Origin of the sequence: Catenulispora acidiphila DSM 44928, from assembly GCF_000024025.1 — a bacterium.
Taxonomy (GTDB): Bacteria; Actinomycetota; Actinomycetes; order Streptomycetales; family Catenulisporaceae; genus Catenulispora; species Catenulispora acidiphila.
Map to the genome: position 1 here is coordinate 4,745,075 of NC_013131.1, position 21,405 is coordinate 4,766,479.

A 21,405-nucleotide genomic window follows, 5' to 3' on the forward strand; every position below is an offset into this window, starting at 1 on the left:
AGCAAGAAAGAACCACTGTCAGCATCAGCGAGATAGTAAGTGATAGCGTACGACTATGACAACCGCTGCGAACGAGCCGGACGACCTGCTCGACGCCGCCACCGTGATCCGCCAAGGCGCCCTCCGCCTGGCACGCCGCATCCGCGCCGCCCGCTCGGCCGGGGCGCTGAGCACCAACAAGATCAGCGTGCTGAGTCACCTGGCGCGGATCGGCCCGTCCACACCGGGCGAGGTGGCCGCCGCCGACCACCAGCAACCCCAGTCGCTGACCCGCGTATTCGCAGACCTGGAGCGCGACGGCTTGGTGCGCCGCTCCGCCGACACCGGCGACCGCCGCCAGTCGATCATCTCGATCACCGACGCCGGCATCCAGGAACTCCAGCGCGACGTCGCCGAGCGCGACGCGTGGCTCGCCGGCGCCCTCGTCGCGTTGACCGAGACCGAGCGCCAGGTGTTGCTCCTGGCCGCCGCGCTGATGGAGGGCATCGCGGACAGCTGAGGCGGCGCAGCGCCGGCTTAGGGCAGGATGTCTCGGGTGAGCGAAGCTGACGGACCCGCCGCCGACCCGAAGACCCGCGACCCGAAGACGCGCGACCCGAAGACGCGCGACCCGAAGATCCGGGAGGCGCAGATCCGGGAGGCGACGATCGCCGACGTGCCCCGGATCGTCCCGTTGATCGAATCCGCCTACCGCGGCGACTCCAGCCGTGGCGGCTGGACCACCGAGGCCGACCTCCTGGACGGTCAGCGCACCGACGAGGCCGACGTGACGGCCGCGGTGACCGACGCGGGCAGCCGCATGATCCTCGCCGAGGACGGCGACGACCTGCTCGCCTGCTGCCTGGTCCAACACCGCGGCACGTACGCCTACTTCGGCATGTTCGCCGTCAGCCCGACCTCCCAGGGCACCGGCCTGGGTAAGCGCGTCCTCGCCGTCGCCGAGGACCTGGCGCGCGACGACCTCGGCCTGACCACCATGCACATGACCGTCATCCGCCAGCGCGCCGACCTCATCGCCTGGTACGTCCGGCGCGGCTACAAGCAGACCGGCGAGATGCGGCCGTTCCCCTACGGCGACCTCCGATTCGGCAAGCCTCGTCGGGACGATCTCGAATTCGAAGTGCTGGTCAAGGAATTGGTCTGAATCGGTCTGACCCGGGGGGCGTCGGTCGGCACCGCGTCCGCCTCCGCCACCGTCACCGGCGCGGCTCGAACCGCTCGATGCCCGGTCCGTAGACGAACTCCCGTGCCTCGGCGATGAATTCCTGGGGGAAGCCGAGGTCGAACGACGTCGCTTCCTCCAGGCGCCGCACCGCGTCGGCGGGGAGGCGGACGTCGAGGGCTGCGACGCTGTCGTTCAGCTGGTCGACGGTGCGGGCGCCGATGATGGGGTGGATCCAGCGGTGGTGGGCGCGGGTCCAAGCCACGGCGGCTTGGGAGGAAGTGATGCCGAGGTCGTCGGCTACCGCGTCGAGGGTGGCGGCGATGTGCAGGTCGTGCTCAGTCAGTTTGTCGCGGCTGGTGCGAGAGCCTTCGGTGGCGCCGTGGCGGGTGAACTTGCCGGTGAGGACGCCGCGGGCCAGGGGTGCCCAGGCGGCGACTGAGAGGTTCAGGGATTCGGCCATGGGCAGGAGTTCGCGCTCGATGCCGCGTTCCAGCAGGCTGTAGTTGAGTTGCAGGCCTGCGAAGGGGGTCCAGCCGCGGAGTTCGGCCATGGTCTGGGCACGGGCGGCGACCCAGGCGGGGGCGTCGGACAGGCCGAGGTAGAGGACCTTGCCGGAGCGGACGAGGTCGTCCAGGGCGCGCATGGTCTCCTCCAGCGGGGTGTGCGCGTCCCAGATGTGGACCCAGAGCACGTCCAGGTAGTCGGTGTTCAGGCGGCTCAGGCTGTCCTCGACCGAGCGTCGCAGGTTCTTGCGGTGGTTGCCCGCAGCGTTGGGGTCGGTGTCGTCCATGCTCAGGGTGTATTTCGTTGCCAGGACGAAGCGGTCGCGGTCCGTGCCGAGCAGTTCGCCGACGATGCGCTCGCTGGAGCCGTCGGTGTAGCGGTTCGCGGTGTCTATGACGTTGCCGCCGGCCTCGGCGTAGGCGGTGAAGATCTTCCGGCAGTCCTCGACGGAGACGCCCCAGCCCCAGTCCTCGCCGAAGCCCATCGTGCCGAGGAAGGCCTCTGAAACGCGCAGGCCGGTGTTCCCGAAGGTCGTGTATCGCATGACCGCACCCTACGCACTCACTAGACAGCTTGTCTAGACGCATTGTCTAGACGCCCTGTTCATGGCGATCGCTACCATGACGTCCATGGCCCACGAAGCGACACCGCCCCGCAGAACCGCAGGCCGAGCGGGCCGCGACGACCGGGAGGTGCGCGAGGCGATCCTCGTCGCGACCCGCCGCCTGCTCGACGAGCGCCGCTTCGACGAGCTGAGCGTGGCCGACATCCTGACCGCCGCCGGCGTCGCGCGGGGGAGCTTCTACTTCTACTTCGCCGGCAAGAACCAGGTCCTCGCCGAGCTGACGCGCCGCGCCGTCGCCCTGGGCCACGAAGCCGCCGAACCCTGGCTCGCGAGCACCGACGACCCGCGCGAGACCATCCGCCACGGCATCAGCGAGGGCGCGAAGCTGTGGCGCGCCGAAGCCCCGGTCCTGCGGGCGATGGTCGAGAACTGGCGCAGCGACGAGGAACTCGGCGAGCTGTGGCTCAGCCTCATGAGCAGCTTCACCGCCGGGACGGCCGAGCGCATCGCCGCGGACCGAGCTGGTGAAGAGCAAGGCGCCGGGGAGCAGACTGCCGGAGAGCAAAGCGCTGGAGAGCACACTGCCGGAGACCGAGCCGCCGGAGAGCAAAGCGCCGGAAATCAGAGCGTTGGAGGCCGAGGCGTCGGGGAACAGACTGTCGGAGAGCAAAGCGCCGTAGATCGAGGCATCGGGGAGCACACTGTCGGAGAGCAAAGCGCTGGGGCCCTGGCCGCTGGAGAGCAAACCGCAGGCGGGCAAAGCGATGCAGGCGCTGTTCCTACCTCTAGCGTCAACACCGACGACCTGGCCGCCGCCCTGACCTGGCTCGGCGAGCGCCTCTACTACCTCGCCGCGATCGGCGTGGAGCCGTTCGCCGACGAGGACGCGTTGGTGGATGTGCTCACGCACATCTGGATGAGCGTGCTGCATCCCGCGGCGAATCTTTAGGAACCTGTCAGGAAGTTCGATCTCCCTGTTGCCATGCGGGGTGACCTGCATAGAGTTCGCGGGTGAGCGCCTACATCCTCATCGTCGAGGACGACCCGAAGCAAGCGGAGCTCATCCGCGTGTCGTTGCAGAGCGAGGGGTACCGTACGGCCATCGCCCACGACGCGCCGAGTGCGTTTCGCAGCGTTGAGGACTGCCCGCCGGACCTGGTCGTCCTCGACCTGATGCTGCCGGGCGCCGACGGGCTGACCATTTGCCGCTGGCTGCGGCGCCGGGGCGAGACGCCCGTGCTGATGGTGACCGCGCGCTCCACCGAGGATGATGTCCTGGCCGGGCTCGACGTGGGCGCCGACGACTACATGACCAAGCCCTACAGCCCTCGTGAGCTGGTGGCGCGCATACGGACGGTCCTGCGGCGCTCCCGTCCCGCTGCCACAACCGCTGCGATCGCCACGGCTGCGAACGCCACCGGCGCGAAAGAAGCCGTGCTCCAGGTCGGCGGACTGCTCGTCGACCCGGCCCGGCATTCCGTGCTCTGCGACGGACGCCCGGTGGCCTGCACTCCCGACGAGTTCGCCGTCCTCGCGGCGCTGGCGGCGGCTCCGGGCCGGGTCTTCACCAGAGCCCAGCTGCTGCGCCACACCCGCGGCTTCGACCGCGCCTCCACCGAGCGCGCCGTCGACGTCCACGTGCTGAACCTGCGCAAGAAGATCGAGGCTAACCCAGCCCGCCCGACCCGCCTGCTGACCGTCTACGGCGTGGGCTACAAGCTGGTCGGCGCCCGCTGATGGCCGCGCCGGTCCCGCTGTATCGCAGCCTGCTGGTACGGCTGCTCGCCGCGTCCTGTGTGATCGCCGGCTGCGCCATCGCCGCCACCGCGTGGATCGCCGCCTCGACCGCCACCTCGGCGCTGGCCCGCCAGCAGGGCCAGACGCTCCAGACCGACACCGACATCGTCTCCCAGCTGAGCGGCTACGCCGTCGGGCACACCGACTGGACCGGCGTCGCACCCCTGCTGCGTCAACTGACCGAGCGCTACCAACTGCGCATCGCGCTGGTCGGGACCGACGGCAAGATGATCAGCGACTCCTCCGCGCAGCCGGCGCCGCTGCCGCCCAGCGATATCGCCACCATCGATCCGCTCAGCTTCGACACCTCCACGACGCCGGGGGTGCAGAAGCCGGGACTGGACCCGCGCGTCATCGGCCCGTACCAGCTCACCCCGGACGAATCCAACACCCTGCGGCAGATGGCGGACAAAGGCCTGCTCTGCCTGACCAAGTACGGCGGGCAGGCACAGTTGGTCGAGCTGTTGTCGGGCAGGTATGTGCTCCAGCAGAGCGGCGCGCCGCAGAGGGCCACGGACATCTGCGGAAATCCCAACCAGTACGTCGTCCCCGCGACACCGACCGAGGTCAAGCCGCTGGCGGATCTGGCGGCGGCGACGTCGGCGTGTCTGGTCCACGAGCGTCTGCCCGTGCCGCCGAATCTGAGCGTCACCACCGCTTTTCAGGTGCAGTCCTCCCAACCGGCGAGCGCGTCGATGAAGCCCGCCCAGCAATGCCTGCAGACGGCGCGGCGGGACCAACTCCGCCCCTACGTCGCCGCACCGGCCCAGCTCTACCTCGGCATCGGGACCACCGCGCGCGAGCACTTCGACCTGTCCGGACCGAACCGCTCCAAAATCATCTGGACCGCGGCCCTGGTCCTGGCGGTCACCGTCGCGGTGACCGCGCTCGCCGGGCTGCGGCTGGTCCGGCCGCTGCGGGCGCTGATCTACACCGCGCGCCAGGACCCCGCCGACTTCGCCCGGGCGCCGGTCACCACCCGGGACGAGACCGGATACCTGGCGATGGCGTTCAACCAGCTCACCGAGCGCCGCGAGCAGATGGACGCCCAGCGCAAGGCGATGGTCGCCGACATCGCCCACGAACTGCGCTCCCCGCTGACCAACATCCGCGGCTGGCTGGAGGTCACCCGCGACGGGCTCGTCGAGCCCACCCCGGACCTGATCACCTCCCTGCACGACGAGGCCGTGGTGCTGCAACGCGTCATCGACGACCTCCAGGACCTCGCCAGCGCCGACGCCGGAACCCTGCGGGTGCACCCGCAACCGATCGCCGCCCTCGACCTGCTGCAGCAAGTCGCGCTCGCGCACCGAGCCCAGGCAGCCGACCTCGGGATCACCGTGGAGGTGCACGCCGAGCCCGGGCTGGACGTCTACGCCGACCCGGAACGGATCCGCCAGGTGCTGGGGAACCTGGTGTCCAACGCGGTGCGGCACTCGGCGAGCGGCGCTCACGTCACTCTGACGGCGCGCCCCACTGCGGACGGCGTCGAGCTCAGCGCGCAGGACACCGGTTGCGGCATCGCGCAGGCGGACCTGCCGTACATCTTCGATCGGTTCTGGCGCTCGGAGAAGTCGCGCAACCGCGGCACAGGCGGCAGTGGGCTGGGGTTGGCGATCGCGCGTCATCTAGTCCTAGCTCATGGAGGCACGATCACCGTGGAGAGCTTTGTCGGGGTCGGGACGACGATGACGGTGCGATTGCCACCGCCGTGCTGACAAGTTCCGAACAACGGCTCGCCAGGCTTTCCTCATGGCTCACCGAAAATTTGTGCGTTCAGTGCTGATGGCGGTTCCTCTTGTTGCCGTCGGCAGTATGTCGGTGGCGTGCGCCTCGATGCATTCTTCGAATACTGCGAATGCCGCGGCGATACCGGAGGAACAGGCTGTAGCGGCGGTCTCGACGCAGATGCCGAGTGCCCCGGCGTCGCCGTCGGCTTCTGCCAGCGAATCGTCATCGGCCAGTCCTGTCGTGAGCAGTCTGCCGGGCCTTGGTTCGCACACTCTGGCGGCGGTCCCCGCCTCAGCCCAGCAGGTGGTGCTTGCCGTGGGAGGCGGCAAGACCTCCTCGGACGCGACGGTGCAGCTGTTCACGAGAGTGCCAGGCGGATGGCAGTCAGCCGCACCCGCATGGCCGGCCCACAACGCGCTGCACGGCTGGACCGACGAGCACTACGCCAGCGACCTGAAATCCCCGATCGGCGTCTACAACCTCACCGACGCCGGCGGTCTGCTGCCCGATCCCGGAACCAAGCTGCACTACACGCAGTCCTCGCACTTCACCATCAACGGAACCGGCTTCCGCGACGAGCCTTTGGCCGGCTCCTACGACTACGTCATCGCCATCAACTACAACCGCGCGCCGGGCACCTCGCCGATGGACCCGACCATGCCGATGGGCGCCGGCCGAGGCGGCGGCATCTGGCTGCACGTCGACCACGGCGGTCCGACCCACGCCTGCGTCAGCGTGCCCAAGGACGACATGAAGCAGCTGCTCCTGACGCTGGACCCGGCGCTGCACCCGGTCATCGTGATGGGAGACGGAGCCTCGCTGGCTCGCTGAGCCGGCTCGGGTGCTACTCCTCGACCTCGAACGCCAGCAGCCGCGCCAGCGCGACGCGCGAAGCCACACCCAGCTTCCGGTAGACGTTGCCCATGTGGCTCTCGACGGTCCGCTCGCTCAGGAACAGCCGCGTCGCGATCTGGCGGTTGCTGTGCCCGGCGCCGACGAGCAGCGCTATCTGGCGTTCGCGGTCGGTCAGCACGGTCAACACCCTGGCGCTGTCATGAGTACCCGATCGCGAAGCGGCGGACGTGCTCTCGCCGACCGCATTCGTCGGGGCGTCGTTCACCGCGGCCGCCGTTTCCTCCGCCGACTGCACGCATCCACCCGGCGCGCGCCCTGCGACCTGCCCGCGTACCCGCTCCAACTCGTCGCGCACCCAGATCGCGCCGCAGCCCGCAGCCTGCGCCGTCGAGCGGGCCAGCGTCGCCAGCGCCTCCTCGCGCCGACCCAGCATGACCAGCGTGCGGGCATGGAACACCGCGGTCCGCGCCTGCTCCACGAGCCGACCAGCCTGCGCGAACGCCGCGACGGCACGCGTGAAGTCGGCGTCCGCGGACTGGTGATCGCCGCGCAGCGCCGAGAGCAGACCCCGGGCACGGACCGCGTGCCCGCGCTGACCGGGCAGATCCAGCTGCTCGGCCTGCACAACCGCCATCCGCGCCAGTTCCTCGGCGCGATCGGTCTGCCCCAGCCGGATCAGGGCACTGATCAAGATCTCGGCATACTCCGGGACCAGAGGCGCGCCCAGCATGCGTAAGTCCGGACCGCCTGCGCGCAACACCAGCTCCACGCAGCTCGCCGCGTCACCGTTGGTGAGTTCGGCATGTCCGCGCAGCATCAGAGCATTGCGTGCCCACCAGCTGTTCACGGCGCTCCCGGTGAACAACGCGGTCGCCGCGCGCGCCCCGGCCAGCGCCGCGTCTCCCTTGCCGCGCGGCGACATCCACACCTGGATCGGCGCCTTGATCGCCAGCACGATGCCCAGCAGGTGGTCGCTGCCGACCAGGCGCGCGGCGTCCTCGGCGTTCTGGACCTGCTCCAGCGCCTCGGCCATGCGTCCGGTGAACATCGCCACCAGGCACTGCCCGAGCAGCACGTGCGGCAAGCCGTGGCTCTGCCCGGTCCGCCGCACGATCGCCCGACCGCGCGCCAGATGCCGATCGGCGTCGGAGAACCGCTCCAGCAGCATCTCGGCCCAGCCGAGCATGCACAGCGTCTCCCGCTCCCCGGCCAGCACGCTGTCAGGCATGCCGTCCACCATCGCGCTCGCCGAATCCGCCGCCGCCCGAGCGATGTCGGTGTGCCCGACGCAGATCTCGCCGAACGCGCTGAACGCCAGCGCGGTCGCCTCATACAGCCGGTCGCCGGTCTCGCGCGCGGCGTCCAGAGCCCAGGAGATGTCGGCACGCGCCGCCGGATAATCGTTGGCCAGCAAAGCTGTCAGGCCCAGTTCCAGACACAGGCCGATGCGCTGGGAGGACGTCTTCGTCCCCAGACGCGCCACCTCGGCACGCAGCAGCGCGATCGCCTCGGAGTAGCGGCCCAGGCGCTGCTCGGCGTGCGCGCACAGGACCACCGCCTCGGAGCGGTTGACCATCGTCGCCTCGGAGGCGTCCTGAAGGATCTCGTGCAGCAGGTCCCGGCTCTCGGCGAACCTGCCGCCGAGTCCTAAGGCGCGCGCTACCAGGAAGCTGAGTTCGAAGCGGCGCCGCAGCGAATCCTCGTTGTGCGGCAACAGGTTCAGCGCGACGCCGAACCAGTGCGCCGCCGTCAGCGGAGAGGTGCTCATCGCCTCTTGGCCGGCCTGGCAGAGCACTGTTTCGTACTCCGGCGACCAGGCGGTGGCGCAGTGCTCGACGTGGTGGACCCGCTCGGAGGCAGACGCCCCGCGCTCGGCGAGCAGTGCCAGGGCTCTGCGATGGATGTCCACGCGCCACGTCGGCGCCGACTGGTCGTAGATGACGCGGCGCACCAGCGGATGCCGGAAGACCAGCCCGGGACCGGAGGGGACCTCGCGAATCAGATCCCGGCTGACCAGGCTGTTCACCGCGCACTCCACCTGGCTCAAAGCCGGGCCGGCCATGACCGCGGTCAGCAGTTCGGGGGTGAACGGGTCTCCCACGACCGCTGCGGTCGAGGCGACGGCCAACTCGTCCGGAGACAGGGTCACGGTCTCCCCGAGGATAAGCGCTTCCAGCCGGCTGGAGGCGTCGCCACCCTCGCGCCGGTTCGGGTCTCCCGGACGCCGCCGGTAGCCGTTGCTGCGGTCCAGCGTCAGCAGGTACAGGGGATTGCCGTGGCTCTTCTCGTGCAACTCGACGCTGCGGCGCGTTCCGTTCCGGTCGCCGAGCAGCCGCGCGGAATCGGCCAGCGACAGCGGACCGAGCTCGATCCGGGTGACCGTGCCGTGATCGGTGTCGCGGGCTAGCGCGTAGCGAAGTTGTGCCGGCGCCTGGCGTTCGCGGTGCGCCACGACGATGAGCACCGGTCCGGCGATCGGGCGGCGGCTGAGGAAGGCGATGAAGTCGATCGAGCCCGGATCGGCCCAGTGCACGTCGTCCAGCAGCACCAGGACCGGCTGATCCGCCATCGACGCCATCACCTGCCGCAGCGCCTGGAAGAGCCGGAAGCGGTCGATGTCCGGCGCCGACCGGGCCCCGGGCGGCCGGTCCGGCGCCGGCACTTCGCCGGCGCCCGGCGGCAGCCCTTCCAGCAGGCGCGCCAGATCCCCGTGCTCGGACAGCGCGTCCAGCAGGATCTGGAAGGGCATCTCCTGCTCGAACTCCGTCGCCCTGCCGGAGAGCACTGAGATGCCCTTGGTCAGCGCCGTCTCCCGGATCGCGGCCAGCAGGTACGTCTTGCCGATGCCCGGCTCGCCGACCACCTGCAAGAACCCGCCGGTGCCGGCGGTCAAGGCGTCGAAGGCGGCGGCGACGGCCCGCATCTCCTCGTCGCGGCCGACGACGAGATGCGGTGAGCCGAGGTCGTGATCCTGAGGTCGGGACATGGCGCGACCCTTCCTATTGAAGACCTCTGATGAACCGGCGGAAGCCCCAGAATAATGGCGGCCGGATCATGTGTCCTCCTAGGGAGAATCGCTCTCACCCAATGGGAATTCACAGCTCCCGAACATGCGGCAACACCTCGTCGACGAACAGTCGCAGGCTTCGCCGCATCGTCGCGCCGTCCTGTCCACCGTAGTCGATATTCCACAGACACACGTCGGCAGAAAGTACCTGGCGCAGTTCCTTGATCTGCTCGACGACCGACTCCGGAGAGCCCACGACCGCCACGCCGTCGTGCCGCAACTGGTCCTGACCGATCCGGCCGAACGCCTGTTTCATGTTCTCGTAGCCTTTGTAACTGCTGGAGGACACGCCGGTCCAAGCGTTCGCGGCCTCGGCGGTGACGTCCAGGTACTCCTGGATGTGCGGGATCGCGGTGTCGTAGGCCTCTGCGTCGGTCTCGGCGACGTAGAGCGGGACGCTGAACGCCACGCGCGGGCGCACATCGGTGCCGGCATGGGCTTCGGCGAAGGTGTCCAGGTACAGCTGGATCAGGTCGCGCGACCAGCCCAGCTCGCTGCGCAGCGGCGGCGGGGAGATCAGGACGCCGAAGCCCTGCCGCGCCAGCCACTGGAAGCTCTCCGGCGAGCGGATCGCCGCGCCCCACACCGGCGGATGCGGGCTCTGCACCACCGGCGGCAGCGAGGTCGCCTCGGTGAAGGAGAAGAACTCGGTGTCCTCGCTGACCCGCTCCTCGGTCCACAGCCGCAGCACCGCGCGGATCGTCGCCTCGAACCGGTCCCGGCTGGAGTCCAGCGGCACGCCGAGCGCCTGGAACTCGTACGGCAGCCACGCCCGGGCGAAGCCGACGTCCAGCCGCCCGCCGCTGAGCGCGTCCAGCATCGCGGTGTGCGCCGCGAGCTGCACCGGGTGGTGGAAGGCGGGCAGGACGCAGCCGGTCATCAGCCGGATGCTCGTGGTCTGCGCGGCCACCGCCGCCAGGAATGTTAGCGGGCTGGGGCAGTAGCCGCCGTAGTTCCCCAGGTAGTGCTCGGTCATCTTGACGTAGTCGAACCCGGCCTCGTCGGCGAGCCGGGCGATGGCCAGGACATCGGTGTAGTAGTCGCCGGCCGAGCGCTTCTCCGGACGGCAGTCCGGCAGGAAGGACACGCCGTGGCGGATGGTCCTGGTGGTGGTGCTCTGCTCGGTCGCAGCGGCGGTCTGGTCGGTGGGGTTCGTCATGATGCGGATATCCCTTCAGAGGTGGGAACGTCGTCGGAAACCGTGGTGAGCGTTGGAGATGGCTGACGGGTCAGGAAGGCGAGCGCCGCTTCGGTCATCGCGGCGATGCCGGTCCGCAGAGTCCGCACCGGATCGGGGGCGAACGCCGCGCTGTGGTTGGCCGGCACGTTCGCGGCCTTCTCGACCAGCGACGTCCCGGCGGCACGGCTCCAGACCTCCGGTGCGGTCGCACCGACCATCCAGTAGACCGACGGGACCGGATCGGCCGAATCGGGCAGCGTGAGCAGCGGGAAGTCGTCGGTGGCCAGCGACGGCGGCAGGGTGAGCACGTGCCCTGATCCGAAGCGGGGCAGATGCGCCTCCCGGACGATGCGGCCGGCGACCGGATCGTTCACCCCGGCCGGGGACGCGGAGAGGACCGACAGCTCCGGCAGGCGAGGGCATCCGGCTCGGCGCGCGTGCTGCTGCGCGATCCGCACCAGGTCGGCGACCGCCTCCTGGAGCACCGCTGTGGTCGGCGCGCGCACGCTGATACCGAGCGTCACCTCCTCCGGGATGACGTTGGGACGGCTGCCGCCGCAGATCGTGCCGACGGTGACGGCAGCCGGCAGGCGCGCGCCGATCCCGGCCGCGTCCAGCACGATCGCGGCGGCCACCGGCACCGGATCCACCGCGAACTGCCGCAGTCCGGCATGACCGCCGCGACCGTGCACGCGCAGCTCCAGCTGCCGGCTCGCGGCGGTAACCGCGCCCGGGGCATGTGCGACCCAGCCCGCCGGCAGCGGCGTGAGGTGCTGCGCGAGCGCGACATCGGGGCGGCCGCAGCGCTCGTACAGTCCGTCGGCGAGCATCGCGGCGGCGCCGGAGAGCTCCTCCTCCGCCGGCTGCCCGAGGACGATCAGCGTTCCGCGCCAACTGCTACGATGCCGCGCCAGCAGCTCTGCGGTTCCGGCCAGGCACGCCAGGTGCGCGTCGTGCCCGCAGGCGTGCATCGCTCCCAGCGCCTCGTCGGCGGCGTAGGCGAGCCCGGTCTGCTCGGCGATCGGCAGCGCGTCCAACTCGGCGCGCAGCAGCACCGCCGGCCCGGCGCCGTTGTGCAGCACGCCGACCACGCCGTGGCCGCCGACACCGGTCCGCACCGTGAGCCCGCATCGGCGCAGCCGGTCGGCGAACCGGGCCGCGGTGCGCTTCTCGGCTCCGGCGAGCTCAGGGTACTGATGCAGGTCGAAGTAGAGCTTCAGGGCTTCGTCGAGCATGGCGTCCTCCTGTCGGCCAGGTGTCGGCGTTCTGTCGGGTTCGGCGACAGCGGCTCCTGACGTAATGGACTCGTCGGTCCGGCAGGAGCCGGGCGGACCGGATGGAAAGCTTGGGAGGCACACCATGGAAACCTTCGACACCCCCACCTCGGGCACCCTGGTCTCGCTGGCGATGGAGCTGACGGCGCTGGACTCGGAGACCTTCGAGATCCAGGACTACGCCGAGTACGACGGTCTGATGGGTGCGGCGGGCAAGGCCCCGGTCGGCGGCGTCCAGGGCGGCGGCGACGGCAACCACGCCACCAGCACCAGCTCCACCAGCACCTGCTCGACCTGCTCCACCACCAGCTGCTGCGCGTGAGGTCCGCGGTCGCGGTGCCCGCCGGAGACCGGCGGCACCGCGACCGGGCTTTCGCCCCAGGCGCGAGAGGCCGTCACGGAAAGGGATGCGGCACCATGTGCAGCTCCTCAGCGGTCAGGTCGCTCTCGCGCAGACCCGCGTGGCGCAGCGCCGAGAACATCCGCGGAGCCCGCAGCGCGCGCTGCCGCCCCCAGCCGAAGTCGATCGGCAGCAGTCCCGGCGCGATGACCCGGACTCCCGACAGACCGGCTGCCTGCTGCTCGGCGCTGGTCTGATCGACCACGATCACGTCCGATCCCCGGCGTGCCACCTCGTCCACCAGGAAGCGGACGTCGTCGGCCAAATCGTCGGTCGCCGGACGGACCCGCAGCCACTCGTGGTAGAGCTCTGCGACAGGCATCGGATCGGCGTGGCGCGTGTAACGCCAGGCGTGCTCCTGCATCTCCGGCAGCCCGAACAGCGCCGGATGATCGGCCAGCCCGCTAACCAGCGAGAAGTCCCGCGTCATCGCGACCAGCTCCTCACGGCGCGCACGCACCCGATGCCGCATCGAGGGGATGTAGGTCAGGATCTCGCCGAGGGCGGCCTCCACCGCCGCCGCCGGGTCCATGCCCGCCCCGGCGGCGAAGGAGAACAGCCCGTCGCCGCCGTCCCGCCGGCGCGCCACGCCGGTGACGACCGGTACCGGCAGGTCGATCCGGTTGTCGAACAGGCGGACGTCGTAGCCCTGAAGCCGAGCCCGGCTCAGCATCGCGCGCGCCGTGCGGTCCAGCGAGCCGGTGTCGATCTCGGGCAGCAGCGCGCCGCCGTACCAGGCGAGCAGGAAGGCGTCGCGCTCGATCAGCTCCAGCAGACCGAACAGGACCGCCTCGGTCAGGCATCCGCCGCTCGCGCAGCCGTTGGAGCACTCGAAGGAGAACAGCTCCGCGCCGCCGTCCCAGCCGTAGAACGCCAGGCGCACCGGGACCAGCACGGACCGCTTGTCGCGCAGCGAGTAGCCGGGGACCCACGGGATCGTCCGGTCCGGGTCGAACGGCGTGAGGTGTTCGTCCTGGAGGTAGGAATCGGCGCTGTAAGCCGTGCAGTCACTCGGATTCAGAGCTCGGTCGGCGAGTTCGGTGTAGCTGCCGACGACCAGCCCGGGCCGCCTGCGCATCGTCCCGGCGTGCCGTTCCAAGCCCTCGAACACCGCCAGGCGGGCGCTCGCCGCGTAGGAGTTCGCCTGACCGCTCCAGCTCAGGTCGTGCAGCCCGGTCGGTCCGCGCACCGCCGCCGAGCCCGCGACCGGGGCGGTCGTCGGCGAGGCCAGCGCGGCCGACGTCGCCGGTGCGAGCACTCCGCAGACCGTGTTGACCAGCGCTTCGACCGGGACTGCGAAGTCCTCGGGATGGCGCAGTCGGTACGCCTCGGCGCTCGGCTTGCGCGGTGCGCCGAGATCGAGGTCCGGCGGCTCGGGGTCGAGGTCCCCGCAGCTGGGGCAGCGCGAGTCAGGCAGCAGCGCCGCGGCCGTCATCATCAGGGTTCGGATGTCGATACGCCAGACCTTCGGCAGGTCGCCGGCCGGGACCAGCTCGGCGTGCCGGAAAGCGGCCCACGCGGCGGCGGCGAGCTGGTCGCCGACGTCCGGCCACACGCCGGCCCGGTGCGCGCCGGGGCTGGTTTCGAGCAGGTCGCGCTCATGCACCGGCTGCATGCGCTGCAGTCGCAACGCCAGACAGTGCCCGCATCCCCGCTCAGACCTCTGCGACCGCGCCGACCGCGCCGACAGCTCCGACCGCTCCGATCGCGCCGACCTTCTCGGGCCGATGAGAACGGCCCGCGAGGTCAGGAAGATGTCCGCGTCGCGCAGATCCGGACGCGCCTCACCGGCCTCGCGCAGCGGCGAGCGCTCAAAGGCCAGCAGGTCCTCGCCGCCGAGTTCGACGACCGTCGGGACCTTATCGGGCCCGCGACCGTCGCGCGCCGCGTACTCGCCGAGCAGCCGGGTCAGCTCCTCGACGGGAGTCAGGGTCCTCATGCCTCACGGCTCCAGCGGAAGTACCGCGCGGCCAGCCCGGCGAACAAGGCGGTGAAGCCCAGCAGCGCCGCGCAGGACACCAGCACCGTGGAGATCCCGCCGGTCCCGCCGACCGGTCCGACCGTGCCGTTGACCAGGTAGCGCAGCGGCAGCACCCAGGAGACGTCCTGGATCCAGCGCGGGCTCAGGCTGATCGGGTAGAACGTGCCGGACAGGAAGGCCATCGGCGTCATCACGCAGTTGGCGATCGCCGCGATCGCCTCCGAGGACGAGGCGACCACGCTGACCAGCAGTCCCAGCGCGAAGAACGCGGTCACCCCGGCGAGGATCGCCGGGATCGCCAGCACCGCCCGGCCGGACAGTCGCAAGCCGAACACCGGCAGCATCGCCACGCCGACGAAGAACACCGCCTGCACCAGCGCCACCGCCACGGCGACCAGGAACCGTGATCCCATGACCGTGGGCAGCCGGGTCGGGGTCATGCGGATCACCCGGAGCACCTCGGTGCTGCGCCAGTGCATCAGGGTGTAGGCGACGCCGAACAGCGCCGAGGTCGCCACCGCCCAGGACAGCACGCCGGCCGCGGTGGAGGCGATGAAGCCGCCGCCGCCGACGGTCTGGTCGCGGAACAGCACGCCGAAGACCACCAGGAAGATCAGCGGGAAGGCGAAGGTGAAGAACAGCGTCACCTTGTCGCGGTAGTAGGAGCGGGCGATGGCCACGCTCAGGGCACCCAGCGGGGTGCCGGAGGCGTTCGGGTTCCCGGCGCTCATGCCGCGAAATCCTTTCCGGTCAAGGCGAGATAGACGTCTTCCAAGGACGCGGTGCGGGTCCTGATGCCCTGCACCCCGGCGATCTCGGTGACCGCCGACAGAACCAGTCCGGGAGCACGGGTGGCGATGACGGTCGAGGCGCCCTCGGTCCGGGCCTCCTCGACACCGGGCAGCCCGCGCGCCGCGCCGACGCTGATCCGCTCGCAGGGCACGAACACCCGCACCGGCTGGTCCAGGGAGTCGACCAGCTCCAGCGGGTCGCCGACCGCGACCACCCGGCCGCCGCTCATGATCGCGACCCGGTCGCACAGCGCTTCGGCCTCGTCGAGCTGATGGGTGGTGTAGACGATGGTCTTGCCCCGGTCGCGGATCTCGCGCATCAGGTCCCACAGGTCCAGCCGCGCCCGCGGGTCCAAGGCGGCGGTCGGCTCGTCCAGGAACACCAGGTCGGGGTCGTGGACCAGCGCCGCGGCGATGCCCAGGCGCTGCCGCTGCCCGCCGGAGAGCCGTTCGACGCGGGTCCCGGCGGACGCCGTGAGCCCGAACCGCTCGATCGCCTCGCGGGCCGCGCGGCGCGGCGCACCGTAGAGGGCTGCGACGGTCTCCAGGTGCTCCAGCGCGGTCAGGCGGGTGAAGAACGCCGAAGCCTGGGTCTGCACGCCGATCCGCAGCAGCACCCGGGAGTCCCGCTGCCAGGGTTCGGCGCCGAGGACCGACACCGTGCCGGAGTCCGGACGGCGCAGACCCTCCAGAATCTCGATGAGCGTTGTCTTTCCGGCGCCGTTCGGACCGAGGACGCCGAAAAGCTCGCCCTCGGCGACGCTCAGGGAGACGTCGCGGCACGCGGACACGGCGCCGTAGGTCTTGCGGACGTGCTGCACGACGATCGCTGCCGTCGCGGAGTCTGTTATCGCGTCCATGCGCACCTTCTCGCGGGTGGACAGGCTGGTGGACAGGCGGGCAGGAAGGGGGAGTGGTTCGGTGGCGACCGGTTCCGGCGTCTCGACCGGGGACGGTGCCTCCGTCACCTGAGCCGGACGCTTGCCACGCAGGCGTTTCACCAGCGGTGGCGCGACGTTGAGCAGCACCAGCGCACCGATCACCAGCCAGCCATACGGACTGGGGAACGCGCTGAGCAGGTACCAGCACACGCCGGAGACAGCTGGCAGCACGAAACCGGCGGCGATGAGCGGATAGCAGAGGTAGGCGACGACGGCGCGCCTCGGGTAGCGCCGGGCTGCCGGGTTCCGGTGAACCAGTTGGCTGATGTAGACGCCGCTGGAGACCGCCAGCCGGGAGATGTTCAGCGCGTGGCTGAGCATCAGATAGCCGTCCAGCGGCGGGAGCGGCAGCAGGTTGAACAGGATGCCGGCGGTCTTGTACATCAGCAGCATCGCGATCGCGGTACGTGTCGCGTCGCCGGCGGGAAGCGCTGCCCACAACACATAGAACGGGACCTGGAAGGCGACATCCGCCGCGACCCCCGCCGCAGCCGTGGCTACGCGCCGCCACCGGGACCGGAACAGCGGCATGTCCTCGACGGTGCAGTAGAAGCCCAGTGCCGGCAGCCGGTAGCGCAATCCGACCTCGGTGGCGCGGCCGCCGAAGCGCTCGCCGATCACGCCGTGACCGAGTTCGTGAATCAGCAGGCTCACACCGTAGAGACTGAAGACCATCGGGATCAGCGACGGCTGCTTGGCGAAGTGCCAGGACTCACGCGCCAGCTCGCCGACGTGCGCCAGGATCACCGCTTCGACCGCGATCAGCGCCAGCACCACCGGGATCGCGACGCGGCGGGTCAGAACCGGCCGCAGCACGCGCAGCAGGAAGCCGATCACGGGCTCGGGGTCGAACATCACGATGTCGCCGGCCGGGAATCCCTTCTTGGACTCCCGCTTGACGCGCTTCGCCGCCGCGGCTGGCTCCGCCGCCTCGCCACCAGAGAGCAGACCCCTGCTGCCGAACAGGCTCAGCAGTTGCAGCCACGCGGTCTCACCGAGCCGCTTGTCGAACGCCGCGGCGTAGTCGACGCCGATCGCGTCGAGGGTACGGATTCCGTCCAGACGCTCTAGGACGAAGTGCTCGCGTGGTCCAAGCTCGTATCGGGCTCCGGTGCTGGTGTTCTTCACCGGGTACACCAGTGCCGCGCCGCGCAGCATGCCCGGTCCGATGGCGACGTGTGCCGCGCGGGCAGGGCTCTGATCGAGCCAGGTGGCGGTCATGACGCGGCCTCCGGCTCTGACTCCGACTCCGACTCCGACTCCGACTCCGGGGCAGCGTGCTCCGCCTCGCGCAGCGCGCGGGCCAGGATCCGGCCGAGGAACGCCTCGTCGGTGAGCGTCATGCCGAGCCGGTTGTTCGTCATGTGCAGGTACGGCAGCAGCAGACGCCGCGCCGCCGCGCCCGCGTCGGTGATCACCTGGTTGTCGGAGCCGTCCCAGGACTCGAACACCAGCGCGCCCGCCTCGGCCAGCGCGCCGATCCGTGCCCGCACCTCGATGCAGTGCTCGGCCCAGGCGCCCAGCACGCCGGGCAGACTCCCGGCGGCGCCGCGCGCGAACGCCTCGCGCACCGCGGCGAACCGCTGGCTGATCCCGGGACCGGTCTTGTCGTAGGCGCTGTCGTAGTCCTCGTCGGTCACGTCGCCGTCGGTGTCGAAGGCACGGCGCCAGAAGCCGTGGTAGCCCTCGAAGAAGTCGGCGCACGTTGCGGCATCGGCTTCGAACGCCGCCGCCGTCACCATCATCAGCTGTGCGGCGATGCCCAGCCGGATGGAGCGCAGGTGCGTGTTCATCGTCCGCAGCAGGTCCACGACCAGGTCCGAGGAGTGCTCGAAATGCCACTCGGCCACCGCGACCCCGGCCGCGCCGCCGTACTTGCCGTACTCTGGCTCGTACGGCTCACGGCTGTGGGTGTTGTTCTCCCGCAACCGCATCCGGCCGTTCTCGTCGAGGTAGACCGCGCGCTGCTCGTCGGTGAACTCGAAGTCGAACATCTTGGTGTAGACGTCGGACAGGAAGTCCGGGTCGGCCGAATACAACGCGGGCCGCCTTCGCAGGTACGCGTCGATCGCTGCTTCGGCACGCTCCAGGACCGTCTCGGTCGCGGCTTCCGACGACGGCTGCAGGCGCAGCCGCAGATGCGTGCCCTCGACCCAGTAGTTGATGAAGAACCAGCTGGAGAGCAAGCCGTCCTGGCGCAGTCCGGCGATCAGAGGCCTGATGGACTCGGTGAGCATGGACAGCCGGACCGCGCCGTAGAAGATGTGGACGGCCTGCCACGGCCCGGGTTCGGACGGCGCGTCCGGGGCGGTCGCCGGCTCGGCGGCGAGCGTGGTCATGGGGTGCCTCCGGTGAGGGTCGGGTGCGTGCGGCGGATCGTCGTCTCGACGGCCAACTCGGCGACGTGGTGGCCTGGAAGGTGGGGAAGGCGCGGAAGGTGCGGCGCGGCGGAGGTGACCGTGAGCTGGTCCGCGGTCGGGGACATCTCCTCCAGGCAGAAGCCGCCGTCCTTGACCGCCGCGTCGAGCAGGCCCAGGCACACGGCGCTGGTGAAGTCGACCAGAGCCGGCTTGGCGCGCTGCCCTTCGGCGTCGTAGCGCGCGAAGACCTGATCGGGCAGGGAATGCGTGCGCTGCCAACGGCGCCAGGTGAGCAGCCGTTCGGCGGTGTCGGCACCGGGACGGTGGACCGGGAGCGCGGAGGCGGGGAACGTCCACTGCCGGCGCGCGATGACCACTGTCCCGAGCCGGACTCGGGGTCGGGTCGTGACGCCTTCGGGCGTCTCGGTACTCGGCACTCCGTCCCACACGTTGAGCCGCGCCAGCGACGACGGCGAGAACAGCAACAGGAAGCGGGCGATCGCCGGGAGCACCATCGGCAGCAGATAGCCGAGGTAGACCGGGACGACTTCGCGACCCAGGCGCCGGGACCGCAGCATCAGACGGTCGGTGTCCGCGTCGTGCTCCAGATAGAGGTCGTCCATCGCAAGCTGCGCCTCCGGCGGCAGCGAGGAGCGCTCGTCCGGGCAGATGATCTGGTAGTCGGTGAGCCGGCCGTGCAGGTTCAGGTTGGTCCCGACGATGCCGCCGGCCACCTCGGCCAGTACCGCGCCGTCCGGGGCGACGGCCTGCGAGGTCTGGCGCAGCCCGCCGGAGAGCCCTTCGGCGCCGACGTCCTCGAAACAGTGCGAGAAGCGGGAGAACGGGAAGTGCAGCCCGCCGAAAGAGCGGTTCAGCGCGGCGATCGGACCGTTGTCGGTCCGGCCGACCTGAAGGAAGTGCGCTTCCGGACGGAACCGGGAGGTGAACGGTGCGATCCGGGCGGCGAGGTCAGCCAGGACCGCCTCGGACAGGACGACTTCGTCCCCTGCTTCGCTATCGCCTGCCTCGCCTTCTTCGCCCCGCTGACTGATGTCGCGCATGTGCTCGGCGAACTCCGAGCGGACCGCGTCCAGGACGGCGAATTCGGGCTGTCGCAACCAGTTCTCGTACGGTAGGTAGCTGCCGTTCTCGTCGAAGGAGCGGCGCTCCTGCGTCAGTCGCACGTACTGGTCGTAGATGTCCTCGTGGAAGTCGCGGACGAATCCCGGGACGTCGTCGCAGCGCCCGCCGACGCCGTAGCGCGCCAGGAAGAAGCCACGCAGCACCAGCCGGTGTGTCAGGACCATGTCGAACAGCGGCAGGATCTCGCTCAGTGCGCGCAGCGGCTCGGCGAAGCTGTCCATCCATTCCGAGCGGTCGTACGTCGCCGGAGCTTGACCTGCGCGGACGTCCTCGTAGACCAGCGTCCTGGGCAGCGTGGTCTCCGAGGCTCCCAGCGCCTCGTGGACCTCTTCGAACCCGGCGCGGATCCGCTGAAGGATCTCGCGCCTGGTCGCCAGATCGGCGTTGGCGAAGCCGTCCAGCTGCGCCGCGATGCCTCGCAGCCGTGCGGACAGCTCGGCGGCCCACGCGCGATCCAGCGTCAGCAGCCGATCAGCCAGGTCGCGCAGCGGATCGCGGTGGTGGATGTCGATCCGCAGCGCCGGGACGCGCAGCAGCCCGAGTTGCATGAGGCGGCGCGCGTAGGCGTCGCAGTCCTCGACCGGCGCGTTCACCGCCGTGCTCAGCCTGCTGATGAACTCCGCGTAGCGCAGGTCCGGCTCGTCGGCCAGGACGTCCAGGATACCCTGGAGCGCCGCGCCGTGGCGCAGGAAGAACAGGTCGTCGTGGACGATGTCGAAGCTGACCGCCGCGTCGTCGTCGCCGCGGATGGTCGTGTGGCGCATGTAGCGCAGGCGGTCTTCCTCGGCGTACCAGCCGGCGGTCAGCGTGACCGGGAGGTCGGCGCGCACCGTGTCGTCGGCGGCGATCAGGTCGGCGAGCCGAGCCAGCACGGCGACGTTGATCCGCGGGTGGTCGGTCCAGTCCGCCGCGACGGCGAGCGAACCGGCGGCTGGACCGGCTGGATCAGCTGACCCGGCTGACCCGGCCGCGCCGGGCGTATCAGTGAACTCACCCAGCGCCACGCCGGTGAAGCTGCTGAACGGACTGGTCTTCCCGGCGACCTTGTAGAGGTACTCGACCAGAGCGCGCTGCGTGCGCCGATCGCGCTTGCCGAGTTCGCCCGGCGGCTTGGCGAGGAAGCCGTCGAGTGCCGCGTCCAGCGACGGCGAGGCCAGGAGCAGCCCTTGCCGAAGCCGAGGCTCCACAGCCAGCTGCCGCAGCGTCTCGCGGACGCCTGCTTCCTCGGCCCGAAGTATCCCAGGGCCCTGCGCAAGGCGCTGCTGCCACGCGCAGTGGTCTCGCAGCCAGGACGCCAGGGCGTCCCGGGTGGCGTCCGGCATCGGCAGATACAGCGCGGCCTGCGGGTCTTTGACCGGCTTGGCGTTGAACACCTGGCGCCGGATGGTGAGCAGGGCGCGGCGGTCGGTCTCGTCCTCGTTGTCGCTGATGGCTTCGTGCAGCAGATCGCTCAACGCGGCGCCGGACTCGGCCAGCCGGCGCTCGTCGGCCAGGATCGCGTCGGCCCAGGCGATGCTCGCCGGGCTGCGCAACGTCTCCAGCGCCGTGAACGGCAGACCCGCCACGCGCAGCATGAAGCGCCGTCCGAGCTCCCAGCTTCCGATGTCCTGCGCGGGCGTTGTGGCGACGGGCAAGGTGACAGTCACAGCTG

At 70.4% G+C, this 21,405-nt stretch carries 16 protein-coding genes; 7 read left to right on the forward strand and 9 right to left on the reverse strand.

Annotation, left to right across the window (positions count from 1 at the left end):
* The first annotated feature begins 55 nt into the window (after nucleotides 1-55).
* A complete protein-coding gene (locus tag CACI_RS20730; protein ID WP_015792783.1) occupies nucleotides 56-499 on the forward strand; it encodes a MarR family winged helix-turn-helix transcriptional regulator in 444 nt (147 codons plus the stop codon).
* A gap of 27 nt (nucleotides 500-526) precedes the next feature.
* Nucleotides 527-1,144 carry a GNAT family N-acetyltransferase gene (locus CACI_RS20735; RefSeq protein WP_015792784.1) on the forward strand — a complete coding sequence of 206 codons (618 nt, stop codon included), beginning with the start codon at nucleotides 527-529 and terminating at the stop codon, nucleotides 1,142-1,144.
* 52 nt (nucleotides 1,145-1,196) lie between these two features.
* Here CACI_RS20735 and CACI_RS20740 read toward each other — a convergent pair whose 3' ends face one another.
* Nucleotides 1,197-2,213, reverse strand: coding sequence for an aldo/keto reductase (locus CACI_RS20740; protein ID WP_015792785.1), 1,017 nt, complete (start codon nucleotides 2,211-2,213; stop codon nucleotides 1,197-1,199).
* Nucleotides 2,214-2,298: 85 nt separating this feature from the next.
* Between CACI_RS20740 and CACI_RS52605 the strand changes: the two genes are divergently transcribed.
* From CACI_RS52605 to CACI_RS20760, 4 genes are all read left to right on the forward strand, one after another.
* Nucleotides 2,299-3,183 (forward strand): TetR/AcrR family transcriptional regulator, encoded by an 885-nt coding sequence (locus CACI_RS52605; protein ID WP_223297597.1) that lies wholly within the window; start codon nucleotides 2,299-2,301, stop codon nucleotides 3,181-3,183.
* A gap of 62 nt (nucleotides 3,184-3,245) precedes the next feature.
* On the forward strand, nucleotides 3,246-3,971 hold the full coding sequence (locus CACI_RS20750) for a response regulator transcription factor (protein WP_015792787.1): 726 nt from the start codon (nucleotides 3,246-3,248) through the stop codon (nucleotides 3,969-3,971).
* Nucleotides 3,971-5,749 (forward strand): sensor histidine kinase, encoded by a 1,779-nt coding sequence (locus CACI_RS20755; protein WP_015792788.1) that lies wholly within the window; start codon nucleotides 3,971-3,973, stop codon nucleotides 5,747-5,749. Before CACI_RS20750 ends, CACI_RS20755 begins: the two co-directional genes overlap by 1 nt.
* 253 nt (nucleotides 5,750-6,002) lie before the next feature.
* Entirely contained in the window at nucleotides 6,003-6,593 is a 591-nt protein-coding gene (locus CACI_RS20760; RefSeq protein WP_223297598.1) for a L,D-transpeptidase family protein, read from the forward strand.
* Nucleotides 6,594-6,606: 13 nt separating this feature from the next.
* Here CACI_RS20760 and CACI_RS20765 read toward each other — a convergent pair whose 3' ends face one another.
* From CACI_RS20765 to CACI_RS20775, 3 genes are all read right to left on the reverse strand, one after another.
* The gene (locus CACI_RS20765; RefSeq protein WP_015792790.1) at nucleotides 6,607-9,603 is read right to left on the reverse strand and encodes a helix-turn-helix transcriptional regulator; all 2,997 of its coding nucleotides are present in this window, start codon (nucleotides 9,601-9,603) and stop codon (nucleotides 6,607-6,609) included.
* 109 nt (nucleotides 9,604-9,712) lie between these two features.
* Nucleotides 9,713-10,843: an LLM class flavin-dependent oxidoreductase gene (locus tag CACI_RS20770; RefSeq protein ID WP_015792791.1), complete on the reverse strand. Its 1,131-nt coding sequence runs from the start codon at nucleotides 10,841-10,843 to the stop codon at nucleotides 9,713-9,715.
* Nucleotides 10,840-12,099, reverse strand: coding sequence for an amidohydrolase (locus CACI_RS20775; RefSeq protein WP_015792792.1), 1,260 nt, complete (start codon nucleotides 12,097-12,099; stop codon nucleotides 10,840-10,842). The genes CACI_RS20770 and CACI_RS20775 overlap by 4 nt, the downstream gene beginning before the upstream one ends.
* Before the next feature lie 124 nt (nucleotides 12,100-12,223).
* On the opposite strand from CACI_RS20775, the gene CACI_RS20780 reads away from it, so the two are divergent.
* Nucleotides 12,224-12,460 carry a thiazolylpeptide-type bacteriocin gene (locus tag CACI_RS20780; RefSeq protein ID WP_015792793.1) on the forward strand — a complete coding sequence of 79 codons (237 nt, stop codon included), beginning with the start codon at nucleotides 12,224-12,226 and terminating at the stop codon, nucleotides 12,458-12,460.
* Between the two features lie 73 nt (nucleotides 12,461-12,533).
* On the opposite strand, the gene CACI_RS20785 is transcribed toward CACI_RS20780, so the two are convergent.
* The 5 genes from CACI_RS20785 to CACI_RS20805 form a co-directional block, all read right to left on the reverse strand.
* Nucleotides 12,534-14,477 (reverse strand): TOMM precursor leader peptide-binding protein, encoded by a 1,944-nt coding sequence (locus CACI_RS20785; RefSeq protein WP_015792794.1) that lies wholly within the window; start codon nucleotides 14,475-14,477, stop codon nucleotides 12,534-12,536.
* The gene (locus CACI_RS20790; RefSeq protein WP_015792795.1) at nucleotides 14,474-15,250 is read right to left on the reverse strand and encodes an ABC transporter permease; all 777 of its coding nucleotides are present in this window, start codon (nucleotides 15,248-15,250) and stop codon (nucleotides 14,474-14,476) included. Before CACI_RS20790 ends, CACI_RS20785 begins: the two co-directional genes overlap by 4 nt.
* Nucleotides 15,247-16,170 (reverse strand): ABC transporter ATP-binding protein, encoded by a 924-nt coding sequence (locus CACI_RS54320; RefSeq protein ID WP_041542110.1) that lies wholly within the window; start codon nucleotides 16,168-16,170, stop codon nucleotides 15,247-15,249. Before CACI_RS54320 ends, CACI_RS20790 begins: the two co-directional genes overlap by 4 nt.
* Before the next feature lie 1,298 nt (nucleotides 16,171-17,468).
* On the reverse strand, nucleotides 17,469-18,590 hold the full coding sequence (locus tag CACI_RS20800) for a lantibiotic dehydratase C-terminal domain-containing protein (RefSeq protein ID WP_015792797.1): 1,122 nt from the start codon (nucleotides 18,588-18,590) through the stop codon (nucleotides 17,469-17,471).
* Nucleotides 18,587-21,400 (reverse strand): lantibiotic dehydratase, encoded by a 2,814-nt coding sequence (locus CACI_RS20805; RefSeq protein ID WP_015792798.1) that lies wholly within the window; start codon nucleotides 21,398-21,400, stop codon nucleotides 18,587-18,589. Before CACI_RS20805 ends, CACI_RS20800 begins: the two co-directional genes overlap by 4 nt.
* Nucleotides 21,401-21,405 lie beyond the last annotated feature (5 nt).